Below are 13298 nucleotides of genomic sequence, written 5' to 3'. Positions count from 1 at the left end.
CGGGGCCTACTTCCGGGCGGGCTTGCGGCGCGCCGGGGCCGCCTCCAGCCCGGTCATCATCGCCTCCAGGCCCAGCTCGAACTCCTCCTCCACGTCGTGGCTGTCCAGCACGCGCGCGATTTCGTGGACGCGGGGGAAGTCCTTCTCGCTCAGCTGCTGATAGGCGGGATGTGATTGCGCGTCGTCGGGCTGGGGCGCGTAGCTGGAGAGCGAGTGGCCCACGACGAAGGCCATCAACACCTGGAGCGCGCTGAGCGCCTCGTCCGGACTGAAGCCCGCGGTGCGCAGCGTGTCGAGCACCGCCTCCACGTGGGCGATGGCCCCGGGCGTGACGGCGGCGCGCGTCGCGAACAGCGGCAGCGTGTTCGGGTGCGTGCGCAGGGCCTTGCGCAGCGCCTGGGCCCGCTCCCTCAACGCCACCTGCCAGGTCCCCCCGCGCTTGGCGGAGGGCACCTCGGCGAGCACCGTCTCGAAGAGACCGTCGAGGATGGCCGCCTTGTTGGGGACGTGGTTGTAGAGCGACATCGCCTCCACGCCCAGCGCCTGACCCAGCCGACGCATGGAGATGGCCTCCAGCCCCTCGCGGTCGACGATGTCGAGCGCCGCGCTGAGGATCCGCTCCCTCGAAAGGGGTTCTCGTTTGTGCGTCTGCTTCATGTCGGCTTGACGTACTTACACCATAAGCTTACTAAGTAAGTCAATCATGGTCATTCGAGAGCGAGCAGCGGAGGCGGTGGTTGCATCTGTCGACAGGGCGGCCGTGGAGGCCGAGGCGCGGTTGCTCCGGTGGGTGGAGCGCCTGGCCATCCCTCGTCACTTCGTCGTGAACGCGCGCAACAACGCCTGGGTCCGGGACGTGCTGGCGGAGGCGTTCGAGCGGCTGGGGCTCGACGTGCACCTCCAGGGGCGCTACGGGAACGTGGTGGCGCTTCCCCGGAGCGCGAAGGGGCGCACGGTGACCTTCGTGGCGGCCCACTACGACAGCGTCCCGGACTGTCCCGGCGCGGACGACAACGCGAGCGGGCTGGCGGTGATGCTCGAGTGCGCCAGGGCGCTGGCGCTCCGCGGTGCGGGGGAGGGCGTGGGCTTCCTCGCGTTCAACGCGGAGGAGGACGGGTTCCTGGGCAGCGGCGACTTCGTCACCCAGGGCGTCCCCGCGCTGCCGTGCGGGCTGGGGACGACGCACGTGTTGGAGATGGTCGGCTTTCGCGAGCGCTCGGGCGTGGCGCAGCAACTGCCGCTGCCGTGGGTGCCCAAGGGCTTGCGGTCCCCGGACTTCCTCGGGCTGCTCGCGAAGGGGCGCTCCAATGGCGCGGTGGACCGGGCCCTCGGCTCGGACGCGGCGGCGGGGCTGCGGTTGATGGGCGCGAAGGCGTGGGGACCGCTCTACCGGTTGCTGCCCGACCTGGCCCGCAGCGACCACGTCCCGTTCTGGCTGGCCGACCGCCCGGCGGTGCTCTGGACCGATACGGCGAACTTCCGCAATCCCCACTACCACCGCGCCACGGACACGCCCGACACGCTGGATTCCTCGTTCATGCGCGAGGTGTCCGAGCTGCTCGTCGCCGTCGTCACCGCCGAATCGGCCGCCTGAGCGCAGGGCCTCCGTGGCTTGACAGGCCTCCGGAAATCGTTATTTTGAAAGTCGTCAAACAATCGAAAGGTCCTGATGCGGACGCAGGAGGTCTTCAAGGCGATTTCGGATCCGACGCGGCGCAAGGTGCTCAAGCTCCTGCAGGGGGGCTCGAAGAGCGCGGGCGAGCTCGCGGAGGCGTTCGACATCACGAAGGGCTCGCTCTCGCATCACTTCAACGTGTTGAAGGCGGCGGACCTGGTGCGCAGCGAGCGACGGGGACAGCAGATCGTCTACTCCCTCAACACGACGGTGTTCGAGGACGTGGCGGCGCTGTTGATGGACCTCTTCAAGGTCGAGAAGAAGAACGGGGAGCCGTGATGCGAATCAGCCGCGCGAACGCAGTGGGTCTGGGGCTCGTCATCGTGTCGTTCGCGCTGGCGGTGGTGTTCTACGAGCGACTGCCGGACTCCATCCCCACGCACTGGAACGCGAAGGGCGTGGCGGATGGCTACACGGCGAAGCCCTGGGGCCCCTTCATGCAGCCGCTGGTGATGGCGGGCGTGTACCTGGTGATGCTCGCGCTGCCGCGCATCTCACCCCGGGGCTATCGGATGGAGCGGTTCCAGTCCGTCTACGAGTTCGTCATGGCGATGCTGCTCGCGTTCCTGTTCATGGTGAACGGGCTGGTGCTGCTCGCGGGGCTGGGCGTGGACGTGCCCATGGCGCGCGCGCTCCACGCGGGAACGGGCCTGCTCTTCATGACGCTGGGCAACTTCATGGGGAAGGTCACCAAGAACTTCTTCTTCGGCATCCGCACGCCCTGGACGCTCGCGAACGACGAGGTCTGGCTGCGCACGCACCGGTTGGGCGGGAAGCTCTTCGTGCTCGCGGGCCTCGCGCTCGTGCTCACGGGGTTGATGGGGTACGGGCCGGACTTCGTGATGGTGCTCGTGGGCGTGGTGGTCGTGATTCCAGTCATCTACTCGTACGTCATCTCCCGCCGCCTCGAGCGCGGCTCGACGGATGACGAAGGCACCCAGCGGCCTCTGTGAGGGGAGGGAACATGCGTCGCGTTCTTCGAGGTTCGATTCTCACCACCTGGATGGTGTTTGGCGGCTGCGCGAGCTCGTCGTCGTCCCAGGCGCCCCAGGCGGCGGCCCCTGTCATGCGGGACCAGGCCCCCGTGCGGGCCGCGCCGTCGACCGCCGTGTCCGCCGCGCCGTATGTCGAGGCCTCGGCCTTCCGGAGCGAGGAGGTGTCGGTGGGGAAGGCGCCCTGGGAGCTGATGGGGACGCTGACGGTGCCCTCGGGCAAGGGGCCCTTCCCGGGCATCATCCTGGTCCATGGCTCCGGTCCCCATGACCGGGACGAGACGGCGGGGCCCAACAAGCCGTTCAAGGACCTGGCCGAGGGGCTCTCCTCGCGAGGCATCGCGGTCCTGCGCTACGACAAGCGGACGAAGGTGTACGCGCGGCAGTCCGCGGCGGGCATCTCGATGGATGACGAGGTCGTCGTGGACGCCGTCGCCGCCGTGGAGGCCCTCAAGGCCCGCGCGGACATCGACCCGAGGCGCATCTTCGTGGTGGGGCACAGCCTGGGTGCGCTCCTGGCGCCGGAGATAGCGGTCCGCGCGGCCCCCGTCTCGGGCGCAGTCCTGCTGGCGCCGCCGGGGCGCGCGCCGTGGGACATCCTCCTCGCGCAGCTGCGCTACCTCGAGCAGCCCCCGGAGCTCATCGCCGGCATCGAGAAGGACGTGGAGCTGCTGAAGGCGGGGACGCTCGGCGACAAGAAGCTGCTGGGCGCTCCCGCCGCCTACTGGCGGGACTGGGCCTCACGGGACGGTGTCGCGATGGCCCGGAAGCTCGCGCGGCCCCCGCTCATCCTTCGCGGCGAGCGCGACTACCAGGTCACCGAGGAGGACCTCGCCGTCTGGAAGAAGGGGCTGCCCCAGGCCGAGGTGGTGACGATTCCTGGGAGCAACCACCTGTTCATCCAGGGCACCGGCAAGCCTGGCCCCGCCGAATACCAGACGCCGGGGCACGTGGATGCCCGGGTGGTCGACAGGCTCTCGGCGTTCATCTCGGGCCCTTGACTTTAAATCTATATAGGTAGATTTAAGGGGCATGCCCCGAACCCGCGCCCTGTCGAATCACGCCCGCGTCGTGCTCGCCGCGCTGTTGGAGGCCGGCGAGCGCTGGTCGCACGGGTATGAGCTGTGCCGTCTCGCGGACGTGAAGTCGGGCACGCTCTATCCGCTGCTGATTCGCCTCGAGGCCCAGGGGTACCTGGAGGCCGAGTGGCAGCAGCCGGCGGAGGGCGGACGGCCTCCGAGGCACGCCTATCGGCTGACCCGGAGTGGGGGCCAGCTCGCGCGCGACAATCCGCCGGAAGGCAAGGTGGCTCGCCGTGGCCTCCGCGAGGCGACGTCATGAGCATCCGGTTCCAGCGACGCGTGGCGGAGCTGCTGTGCCGGGCCCTGCGGTTCCTGCTGCCGCCGCACCAGCGCGACTGGGCGTGGGCCATCCAGGCGGAGCTCGCGGAGATTCCCGATGACACCCAGGCGCTGAGGTTCGCGCTGGAGAGCTTCCGCGGGCTGGCGCCGCGAGCCCTCGGCCTGCTCCTGCTGCAACCCTTCCTCTCCTTGATGAGCGCGGAGGTGCGTGCGTCGCGCGCGGACCGCGGCTTCGGCGTGGCGCGCGGTCCGGGGCCCGTGGGCGTGCTCTGCGCGGTCGGCGCGGTCACCCTGGGGCTCGTCTACATGACGCTCGCGGGGGCGCCTGTCCGCTACCTCGGCAGCAACGTGGGCGCGCTCGTCATCGGGTGGGTCCTGCTGTCCCTCCTCCGCCGCATCCCGGAGTCGGTCGAGCGCGGGGCCGGAGCGCTGATTCTCTGTCTCTCGGCACTGTTGCTCGCGACCTCGCTCCTCGGCCTCCGGGTCGAGGGGGCCTGTCGCTGGGTCGGGCTCGGCGGTGTGGTCGTCCAGCCGAGCCTCGTGCTCCTGCCGCTCATGCTCGTCGGCTACTCCCGGACGCGCACTCCGCTCGGGACGATGGGAATCGTCGTCGCCGCGCTGGCCATGGCGCTCCAGCCGGACCGCGCGATGGCGGCCATGATGGCCACGGCGATGGTGGCCGTCACGGCGACGCGCGCGTCCCGGCTGACGTGCCTGGCCTTCGCGGCCAGCCTCCTGGCGTTCGTGGTGACGCTGCTGCGCCCCGATACGCTCCCCGCCACCCCCTTCGTCGACCAGGTCCTCCATTCCTCCTTCGCGGCCCATGCCCTCGCCGGGGGCGCTGTCGTGGCTGGCCTGGCCCTGTTGCTCGTCCCAGCGCTGCGCCTCAGGGCGTGTGAGCCGCACCTCCGCCCGGCCTGCCTCACCTTCGGGGCCGCCTGGCTCGCGGTGATGCTCGCCGCCGCGCTCGGCAACCATCCGACTCCGGTCGTGGGCTATGGCGGCAGCGCGATCCTCGGTTACCTCCTGAGCCTCTGGCTCCTGCCCGGGCCCCTGAGGCAGGGGGACATCTCGACGAGCGGCTCGCCCGGGGAGCCGCCGACGCCGCGCGACCTCCACTCGAAGGTCGCGCTGGCCTAGCCGGGCTCGGCGGGGCCGCACGCGTCGGTCGTCACGGCACCTCTCCCATCGGATACCTCAACCATGCCCATGCCTCGCCCTGGACGGCGGGTTCGATACCTGCTGCCCGTCGTCTTGCTCTCCATCGTGTCCTGGTTCGCGTGGACGGAACTCACGCGCAGCCGCGGCGACCAGAAGGCCTCGTTCCCGCCCGCGAGTCAGGTGTGCGATTCGGAAGGTCCACTTCGTTACTGCATCAACACCGCCGCGGCGGGCACCAATGGTGACGTCGTCTACCATCACCACGGACGCAAGCTCGATGAGACGCTCTGGAACGACGACACCTACTTCACCGGCATGCTGCAGGCGCGCTGGCACGCCGCGGGAGTCCTGCCGCCCACCGTCGTCACCGTCTCCTACGGTCCGACGTGGCTGCTGACGCCGAAGGGAAAGCAGGAGGACAGCGGGCTGCTCGAGGACTTCATGTCACGGCTGCCCGCGCTCGAAGCCAAGGTGGGGCGCCCCCGGCGGCGGATGCTGCTGGGAGAGTCGATGGGCGGCCTCAATGTCCTCGTCGCGGGCCTCTCGCATCCGACGCGGTTCGCGAAGGTCGCGGCGCTCTGCCCGGGCGTCTATCTCGACTCGCCGTTCTCCTCCCTCGGAACCCTCCGGGCCTCGATGGAGCGCACCGGGGCCAATCCGAAGATCGTCTTCGGCGTCTGGCTGCTGGCGCGCAGGTACGTGGCCGACGAAGCCGAGTGGCGCCGCGTCTCGCCCCTGGAGTTGATCTCCCAGGCGGGGCCCGGCACGCCGGAGCTCTATCTCTCCTGCGGTCTCTACGATGCCTACGGCAACTACGAAGGCACCGAGCGCCTGGCCCAGCTCGCCCGCCAGCGCGGCGTCAAGACCGAGTGGCACCCGCTCTATGGTGGCCACTGCGCATCGGACGTGTCGTCGCTGGCCGACTTCCTCGTGAACTGACCGGGCGGTTCATCCGGACGTCGTCGAGGTGAGTCGGTGCTGCTCCGGCTCACCCGGCTGGAGCAGGTGGATGCGCGTGCCCCCCGCGCCGAGCCCGAGGCCCGGCTTCAACACCTGCTGGGTGTCGTAGTGCCCGCCGTTCTGCCTGCGGAACGGAATGGGCGCGTCCGTGAACAATCCGTCCAGCCGAGCCTTGTAGGCCTCCTCCACGGACGGCCATTCCTCGGGCGTGAGGCGGTCGGACATGTAGAGGCTGAACGGCGGGAGCGCCTCCATGCCGGGGTAGTAGATGACGCCGTGCTGGATGGGGAAGAGCAGGTCATCGAGCGCGCCATTCACGCCGCGCTCCGTGTAGTGCGGGGCCCGTCCGCCAATCGTGACGGAGAGCATCGCGCGGCGTCCGGTGAGGGTGCCCTCTCCGTAGCGGTCTCCCCAGCGCTCGCCGCCGTGGACGCCCACGCCATAGGCGAAGCCGTAGGCGAAGACCCGGTCGACCCAGCCCTTCAGGATGGCCGGCATCGAGAACCACCACAGCGGGAACTGGAAGATGATGGCCTGGGCCCAGAGCAGCTTCTGCTGCTCGGCCACCACGTCCGCGCGCTGCGTGCCGCCCGCGAAGGCGGCCTTCGAGGCCCGGGCATAGGCCAGCCGCTCTCCCTCGGGGTGCGCCAGGAAGTCGCCCGCGTCGGCGGTGGCCTTCCAGTCCATCGCGTACAGGTCCGAGACCCGCACCGTGTGCCCGAGCCCGGTGAGGTGGCTCACCGCCAGGTTCTTCAGCGCGCCGTTGAGCGAGCGGGGCTCGGGGTGTGCGTAGACGATGAGGACGTTCATGGGAGGCTCACCACGACCTTGCCCAGGTGCTGTGCGCTGGCCAGGTGCTCCCAGGCGGCGCGGGCATCCTCGAAGGAGAACACGCGGTCGATGACGGGCTTGATGCGGTTGTGCTCCAGGGCCGCGACGAAGCGCTCGAACATGGAGACCGAGCCCACGTAGACGCCGTGCACCGTCTGCCGCCGCTGGAACACCGCGCCCAGGTTGACCTCGCCCCGGGCTCCGGTGAGCACGCCGAGCATGCTCATGGAGCCGCCGTAGCGCAGCGCCGCGGAGGACTGGTCGAAGGTGGCCTGTCCGCCCACGTCGACCACCAGGTCCACGCCCCGGCCGCCGGTGAGCGCCTTGGCCCGCTCGCCCCACTTCGCGTCGGCGCGGTAGTCGATGACCTCCTCCGCGCCCAATTCGCGCAGCCGCACCGCCTTGTCCGCGCTGCTCGACGTCATCAGCACCCGCGCGCCCGCGGCCTTCGCCAGCTGCAGCGCGAACACGGACACGCCGCCCGAGCCCTGGAGCAGCACCGTCTCACCCGGCCGGAGCGAGGTGACCTCGAACAGCGCCTGCCACGCGGTGAGCCCGGCGCAGGGGAGGGTGGCCGCCTCCTCGAACGAGTACCCCTTCGGGATGCGCACCCAGGCGTGCTCGGGGAGCACCACCTCCTCGCGCAGCATGCCGTCGGCGAGAGAGCCGCCGAGCGCGCTGGCGTGGTGCGCGTCGCTCAGCTCGCCGTCCACCCAGTGGGGGAAGAAGTTGGCGATCACCGGGTCGCCCACCTTCCAGCGGGTGACGGCCGAGCCCACCTCCAGCACTTCGCCGGCGCCGTCGGAGACGGGCACGCGAGGGGAGGAGAGGTTCTTCTCCGCCCCCCGGGTGATGAGCAGGTCGCGGTAGTTGAGCGACACCGCCCTGACGCGGACCTTCACCTCGTGCGAGCCCACGCTCTGCGACGGGCGCTCGGCCCGCGTGAGTGCATCGACCCCCGGCCTCGGCTGCAGTTCCCATGTCTTCATGGTGCAGACGTACGTTTCGGGTTATTTCTCCGCAAGTACGCACAAGTTTGGCCAGTACGCACAAAAAGGGAACCATGGCTCGCAAGCGCGACGATGATTCGAAGACGAACTGCGCGGTGGAGGCCGCCCTCGGCGTCATCGGTGGGCGCTGGAAGGGCGTGGTGCTGTACTGGTTGCTCAAGGGCACGCATCGCTTCGGGGAGCTGCGCAAGCGGCTGCCGAACTGCAGCCAGCGCATGCTCACGCTCCAGCTTCGCGAGCTGGAGGAGGACGGGCTCGTCAAGCGCACCGTCTACCCGGAGGTGCCGCCCCGCGTGGAGTACGAGCTCACCCCGTTCGGCCGCTCGCTGGAGCCGGTGCTCCTGGGCCTGCGCGATTGGGGAGACCGGTACAAGCGCCGCCTGCAGCGCGCGGCGTGAGGTCAGGGTGACGGACTCAGAGGTCGCCTCCCGGAGGCGCGACGAACGGGACACCGCACGCGGGGCAGGCCCGGGCACTCGCGGCGCCTCCCAGGTACTCTACGGCTTCGCCAGCGAGTGGCCGGTGGGGTCGAACAGGCCCATCGCCCGCGCCAGGGCCAGCCGTGACAGCTGCACGTTGAGCGCCTCGGCCACGGAGGAGAGCTGCGCGCTGGCGAGTGTCGCGTTGACGTCCGTCACCTGGAGGTACGTCGAGGCGCCGGCATCGAAGCTCTCCTTCGCCAGGCGCGCGCTCTCCACGGCCAGCTTCACCCGCTCCTCGGCCGTGGCGAGGTTGACCTCGGCGGTCTCCAGCTCGCCGCGCGCCTTGCGCACCTGGTCGCGAATCTGCTCCTCCGCGCCCCGCAGGTCGGCGTTGGCCTCGGCAATCTTGCCCGAGGACTCGCGCAGGTTGGCCTCGCGCAGCCCGCCGTCGAACAGGTTCCAGGACAGGGCCAGGCCCGCGGTCCACGTGGTCGTCTGTCCCGTGAGGCCCGCCGTGTTCGTCGTTCTCGATGATGGCCGCCAGGACGCCCGTCTCGTCGTCCACCATCTTGGGAATCAGGTGGGTCGCCGCCTCGCCGAGGTCGAGCAGGGTCGCCATGTCGATGCGCTGCCCCGCGGGCGACCGGCCGTTCTGCTCCATGCGACAGTGGATGTAGGCGCGGACCTGTTCCACGGGCGTCCTCGCGTCGCGCAGCCTGCTCCGCAGCTCGGCCAGGCTCCGCGCGAACTCCTGCTGGGCGCAGGCCTCGAAGAGGGCTTCCTTGTTCTCGAAGTGCAGGTAGATGCTGCCCTTGCCCACCCCGGCGCGTTTGGCGATGTCCTCGACCGAGGCCTTCTTGAAGCCGTAGCGGCCGAAGACCTCTCCGGCGGCGTTGAGGATGGCGGTGCGTGGGTCGGAACTCATTGACTGGATTTGCAATCCGGTCATTCAGTCAGCGCAAGTCCTGGGCTCATGTCCTGGCGGTCGCCTGCTCTACGAAAGAACGACTAGACGACCGGTCTACTGGTCGTTAGCCATGGGCGCATGAGCGCGAGCGGGGCCTCCCAGGACGTCCGGCGACACATCCTCGAGGCGGCGCATCCGCTGCTGGTGAGCAAGGGCTTCACGGCGGTGGGGCTGGCCGAGGTGCTGGCGGCGGCGAAGGTGCCCAAGGGCTCGTTCTATTACTACTTCGGCTCCAAGGAGGCGTTCGGCCAGGCGGTGCTGGACGCGTACTTCGCCGACTACCAGTCGCGGATGGATGCGCTGCTGGCGGCGCCGGGCTCTTCCGTACAGCGGCTGATGGCGTACTTCCAGGACTGGTTCGCGTCGCAGACGGACGAATCGGCGGTGAGCCGCTGTCTCGTCGTGAAGCTCGGCGCGGAGGTCTGTGATTTGTCGGAGAGCATGCGCGCGGCGTTGGAGCGCGGCACGCAGGGCATCATCGACCGGTTGGAGCGCTGTCTCGATGCGGGCCGCGAGGACGGCTCGCTGACGACGACGGAGCACTCGCGGGCGTTGGCGCTCGCGCTGTACCAGACGTGGCTCGGCGCCGGGCTGCTCGCGAAGATTTCCCGCGACCGCGCCCCGCTGGACACGGCGATGGCCGACACGCGGCGTCGGTTGGGCATCTCGTAGGTCCCTACACCCCAGGAGTCCGCAGCCATGCGTCAGAGCGATGTCCGCAACCGTCGAGTCGTCCTCGCCGCGCGTCCGCGTGGGCTTCCGACGTCCACCCACTTCCGCATCGAGGAGACAGCCGTGCCGACGCCGGGCGAAGGGCAGGTGCTGCTGCGCACCCTGTCCCTGTCGCTCGACCCGTACATGCGCCCGATGATGAATGAAGTCCCTCCGGCGTATGCCGATGCTTCGGTCGCGGTGGGGGCGCCCATGGTGGGCGGCACCGTCAATCGCGTCGTCGCCTCGCGCAATCCCAGCTTCCGCGTCGGGGACCTGGTGCTCGGCAACGCGGGCTGGCAGGACTACGCGCTGTCGGATGGGCAGGACCTGGTGGCGCTCGGTGAGATGCAGCAGCCGTCGCTGGCGCTCGGGGTGCTCGGCATGCCCGGGTTCACCGCGCATGTGGGGCTGCTCGACATCGGGGAGCCGAAGGCGGGGGAGACGGTGGTGGTGGCCGCGGCGACGGGGGCGGTGGGCGCGGTGGTGGGGCAGGTCGCGAAGCTGAAGGGCGCGCGGGTGGTGGGCATCGCGGGCGGGGCGGACAAGTGCCGCTACGCCGTGGAGGTGCTGGGCTTCGACGTGTGCCTGGACCGGCGCGAGCCGAAGCTGGCCGAGCGTCTGGCCGCCGCCTGCCCGCGCGGCATCGACGTCTACTTCGAGAACGTGGGCGGTGAGGTGTTCGAGGCGGTGGTGCCGCTGCTCAACCACCACGCGCGCGTGCCGTTGTGCGGGACCATCGCCAGCTACAACGAGGACGCGCCGCCACCCGGTCCGAACCTGCTGCCGAAGGTGATGTCCGTCTTCCAGACGAAGCGCGTCCGCGCGCAGGGCTTCATCATCCTCGACCACTATGGCGCCCGCTACGACGCCTTCCGCCGGGACATGGACGCGTGGGTGGCCGAGGGCCGCGTGAAGCTGCTCGAGGACACCGTGGACGGGTTGGAGAACGCCCCGGGGGCGTTCATCGGGATGCTCCAGGGGAAGAACGTCGGCAAGCTCGTGGTGCGCGTCAGCGAGGGATGAGCTTGACGGGGAAGACGTAGCGGCTGTCCTCGGGGACCCGAGCGCCCCGGTCCCGCGGTTCGCCGACGATGCGGGTCCATTCGTCGGCCTGGTGCCTGCCTCCGAACGACGACGTCCCATGAAGATTCCAGGGCCGGAGATATTCCGGGCAGGGCCCGGAGTCCGGGTCCGCCGAGTGGTATCAGGGATGCATCAGTAATTCCATGCCGTGCAGTCGGTCGTGGTGCGCGTGACGAACTCGGCGAGGGTGCGCAGGTTCCGGACGAAGGTGCTCGTGTCGAGGTAGTCGCCGGGGGTGGCGCCGCTGCGAGGTCCACCCGGGCTGTAGGTCGTGAGCCACTTCTCGTTGTTGACGGCGGCGTCGACGGCCTGCGCCGTGTCGTAGCGCAGCTGCTGGCACGTGCGCTTCATCACGGTGGTGTCGGTCGCCAGCCGGGTGTACTCGGCGCGGAGGGCGGCCAGCTGCGAGGGGACCTCCCAGGCGTAGTTCTGGTAGGTGGGCGCCGCCGAGGAGAAGCGGACCGGATAGCCACCGGCCTTCACGGTGTAGAAGCCGATGTTCGACGGGGCCGTGTCATCGAGCTCGATGTAGCGGTGGATGAGCGTGTCGTTGGCGAAGTCGACCGTCTCCAGGTAGGCGAGGGCGGTGGCGACGGCATCGCGGTTCGCGGGGACGCTGGGGTCGAGCTGGTAGAGGCGGAGCAGGGCCCACATGACGTCCTGGCTCTCCTGGCCGGCGATGGCGGGGGCCTCCCAGCTGCGCGCCCAGCGGGGCTGCATCTGGCCGTCGTACTGCTGTGCCCACGCGGGCTGGGGCGGGGGCATCTGCGCCCGGCGCAGGAAGTCGCCGAAGGCGGCGCGCATGGACTGATACGTCGCGGCCCGGGCCGGGTAGACCTCCTGGGCCCAGTACAGCATCTCGACGAAGGCGGTCGCGAGGTTGTCGTTCAGCGTCGGGTCATCCCAGTACTCGGTGGTGTACGCATTCGCGTGGCACTGGGCCAGGCCGCAGGAGGTCCCGATGGACGGAGGGTAGCTCGCCACCAGCGCGGGCCGGGCGGCGACGGGGGCGGAGAACCCCTGGGGAAAGCCGCCGTGGGTGGGGTACTGCGAGGTCTCCATCCGCGCGCGGGCGTACGCCGAGGCGCTGGAGATGTCCGCGTTGGCGAACCCGAGCAGCTGGTCCACGCGCATCATCGCGATGAGGGCGTTCTGGGTGACCTGGTCGTCGTAGGCCGTGGTGGAGCAGCCGCCGCAGCCACAGCTCGCCGTGGTGTTGAGGTAGCATGCCCGCAGCGTCGGCGTCGGCTTGAAGTCCGCGTAGAGGCGCCAGCCTCCCGACTTCACCTGTCCGTGACGCAGCGCCATCGCCGTGTCCAGCGCGTAGGTCTTGAGCGCGGGGGTGGCGGGGTCCGCGAGGGCGGCCTCGACGAAGGCGATGGCGACGTCGGACGTGCCGGGGGACTGAATCATGATCTGCTCTTCGTCGAGCTGGATGTCCCCCCAGCGCTCGCTCAGGTTGCTGGCGTTGTGGTGCCACGCGTAGCCGCCGTGCCGCGCGACGTTGTCGTGGAAGTACTTCGCCGCGTTGCGCATGCGCCCGAGCGCCTTCGCGCGCAGCGGCGTCACGGCGGCCTGGGGCGCCTCGCCCGTCTGGGGTTCACCGTCCGGCGGGCCCTCCGTCGGAGCGCAGGCGAACAGCGAGAGGAGCGGGAGGAGCAGGAGGCTGGCGTGGTTTCTCATGGGGCGTGCTTACAGCCTCTGACAGGGGACGGGGTAGTGGCTGGGGGCGGCCGCACCCGAGGATGAGGAAGCGGACATGGACCTCGACCCTGTGGTCATCGCGGGCTCGACGCGCTTGTGAGGATTTGCGCCGGCGCGGCAATCGCAATCATGAAGCTGGGTCTGGCGTGACGCTCCCTGTCGGGGTGGATGTTTGCATTTGAGGTGAAAAGAGGGTGTGCCAGAGGGCGCCCCGTGAGGAGTCATTGACAGACGACTGTGTGAGTGGTTCGCGGCGCTCGACGGCAATCCTTGGTTTGTCCATTCAATGACCAGGCGCAAGAAGGGCGCTTCGTCTGGTCAGGGGCGCCTTCGACCTCGGGCTAAACCGAAGTTCGTGATTCTCGATCAGGCTGAAGGGCGGGCAGGCGGGAAGTGCGCGGGAAGAGGGAGCAGGGGC

Annotated in this window: 15 protein-coding genes and 1 pseudogene; 10 read left to right on the top strand and 6 right to left on the bottom strand. The window is 69.8% G+C overall.

Annotated features, from left to right (window positions below; all coding sequences use genetic code 11):
- Positions 1-6 precede the first annotated feature (6 nt).
- A complete protein-coding gene (locus tag K8640_RS40980; RefSeq protein WP_223752041.1) occupies positions 7-657 on the bottom strand; it encodes a TetR/AcrR family transcriptional regulator C-terminal domain-containing protein in 651 nt (216 codons plus the stop codon).
- 46 nt (positions 658-703) lie between these two features.
- Between K8640_RS40980 and K8640_RS40975 the strand changes: the two genes are divergently transcribed.
- From K8640_RS40975 to K8640_RS40945, 7 genes are all read left to right on the top strand, one after another.
- A complete protein-coding gene (locus K8640_RS40975; protein ID WP_223752040.1) occupies positions 704-1594 on the top strand; it encodes a M28 family peptidase in 891 nt (296 codons plus the stop codon).
- A gap of 75 nt (positions 1595-1669) precedes the next feature.
- Positions 1670-1954: an autorepressor SdpR family transcription factor gene (locus K8640_RS40970; protein WP_046711902.1), complete on the top strand. Its 285-nt coding sequence runs from the start codon at positions 1670-1672 to the stop codon at positions 1952-1954.
- The gene (locus tag K8640_RS40965) at positions 1954-2628 is read left to right on the top strand and encodes an SdpI family protein (RefSeq protein ID WP_223752039.1); all 675 of its coding nucleotides are present in this window, start codon (positions 1954-1956) and stop codon (positions 2626-2628) included. The genes K8640_RS40970 and K8640_RS40965 overlap by 1 nt, the downstream gene beginning before the upstream one ends.
- An 11-nt stretch (positions 2629-2639) precedes the next feature.
- Entirely contained in the window at positions 2640-3668 is a 1029-nt protein-coding gene (locus tag K8640_RS40960) for a S9 family peptidase (protein ID WP_223752038.1), read from the top strand.
- Positions 3669-3699: 31 nt separating this feature from the next.
- Positions 3700-4008, top strand: a complete 309-nt coding sequence (locus K8640_RS40955) for a PadR family transcriptional regulator (RefSeq protein ID WP_223752037.1) — start codon at positions 3700-3702, stop codon at positions 4006-4008.
- On the top strand, positions 4005-5168 hold the full coding sequence (locus tag K8640_RS40950; RefSeq protein ID WP_223752036.1) for a hypothetical protein: 1164 nt from the start codon (positions 4005-4007) through the stop codon (positions 5166-5168). Before K8640_RS40955 ends, K8640_RS40950 begins: the two co-directional genes overlap by 4 nt.
- 63 nt (positions 5169-5231) lie before the next feature.
- A complete protein-coding gene (locus tag K8640_RS40945) occupies positions 5232-6128 on the top strand; it encodes an alpha/beta hydrolase-fold protein (RefSeq protein ID WP_223752035.1) in 897 nt (298 codons plus the stop codon).
- 9 nt (positions 6129-6137) lie between these two features.
- On the opposite strand, the gene K8640_RS40940 is transcribed toward K8640_RS40945, so the two are convergent.
- Both K8640_RS40940 and K8640_RS40935 read right to left on the bottom strand, forming a co-directional pair.
- A complete protein-coding gene (locus K8640_RS40940) occupies positions 6138-6959 on the bottom strand; it encodes an NAD(P)H-dependent oxidoreductase (RefSeq protein WP_223752034.1) in 822 nt (273 codons plus the stop codon).
- Complete coding sequence (locus K8640_RS40935; RefSeq protein ID WP_223752033.1) at positions 6956-7969, bottom strand: NAD(P)-dependent alcohol dehydrogenase; 1014 nt, start codon at positions 7967-7969, stop codon at positions 6956-6958. Before K8640_RS40935 ends, K8640_RS40940 begins: the two co-directional genes overlap by 4 nt.
- 74 nt (positions 7970-8043) lie before the next feature.
- Here K8640_RS40935 and K8640_RS40930 point away from each other — a divergent pair, with 74 nt between their 5' ends.
- Complete coding sequence (locus tag K8640_RS40930) at positions 8044-8388, top strand: helix-turn-helix domain-containing protein (protein ID WP_046711907.1); 345 nt, start codon at positions 8044-8046, stop codon at positions 8386-8388.
- Between the two features lie 99 nt (positions 8389-8487).
- Here the strand turns inward: K8640_RS40930 and K8640_RS40925 are convergent, their stop codons facing one another.
- Both K8640_RS40925 and K8640_RS42785 read right to left on the bottom strand, forming a co-directional pair.
- Positions 8488-8880, bottom strand: a complete 393-nt coding sequence (locus K8640_RS40925) for a TolC family protein (protein ID WP_223752068.1) — start codon at positions 8878-8880, stop codon at positions 8488-8490.
- A 352-nt stretch (positions 8881-9232) separates the two neighbouring features.
- Positions 9233-9337, bottom strand: a pseudogene (locus K8640_RS42785) (TetR family transcriptional regulator); the annotation flags it as partial.
- A 120-nt stretch (positions 9338-9457) separates the two neighbouring features.
- Between K8640_RS42785 and K8640_RS40915 the strand changes: the two are divergent.
- Together K8640_RS40915 and K8640_RS40910 are read left to right on the top strand one after the other, a co-directional pair.
- Entirely contained in the window at positions 9458-10051 is a 594-nt protein-coding gene (locus K8640_RS40915; RefSeq protein ID WP_223752032.1) for a TetR/AcrR family transcriptional regulator, read from the top strand.
- Between the two features lie 27 nt (positions 10052-10078).
- Complete coding sequence (locus K8640_RS40910) at positions 10079-11116, top strand: NADP-dependent oxidoreductase (protein WP_223752031.1); 1038 nt, start codon at positions 10079-10081, stop codon at positions 11114-11116.
- Between the two features lie 192 nt (positions 11117-11308).
- Here K8640_RS40910 and K8640_RS40905 read toward each other — a convergent pair whose 3' ends face one another.
- The gene (locus tag K8640_RS40905) at positions 11309-12859 is read right to left on the bottom strand and encodes a pectate lyase (RefSeq protein ID WP_223752030.1); all 1551 of its coding nucleotides are present in this window, start codon (positions 12857-12859) and stop codon (positions 11309-11311) included.
- Between the last annotated feature and the right edge of the window lie 439 nt (positions 12860-13298).

This window comes from Myxococcus sp. XM-1-1-1 (assembly GCF_020037095.1).
GTDB classification, from domain to species: Bacteria; Myxococcota; Myxococcia; order Myxococcales; family Myxococcaceae; genus Myxococcus; species Myxococcus fulvus.
This window is presented reverse-complemented; position numbering and strand designations above follow the sequence as displayed.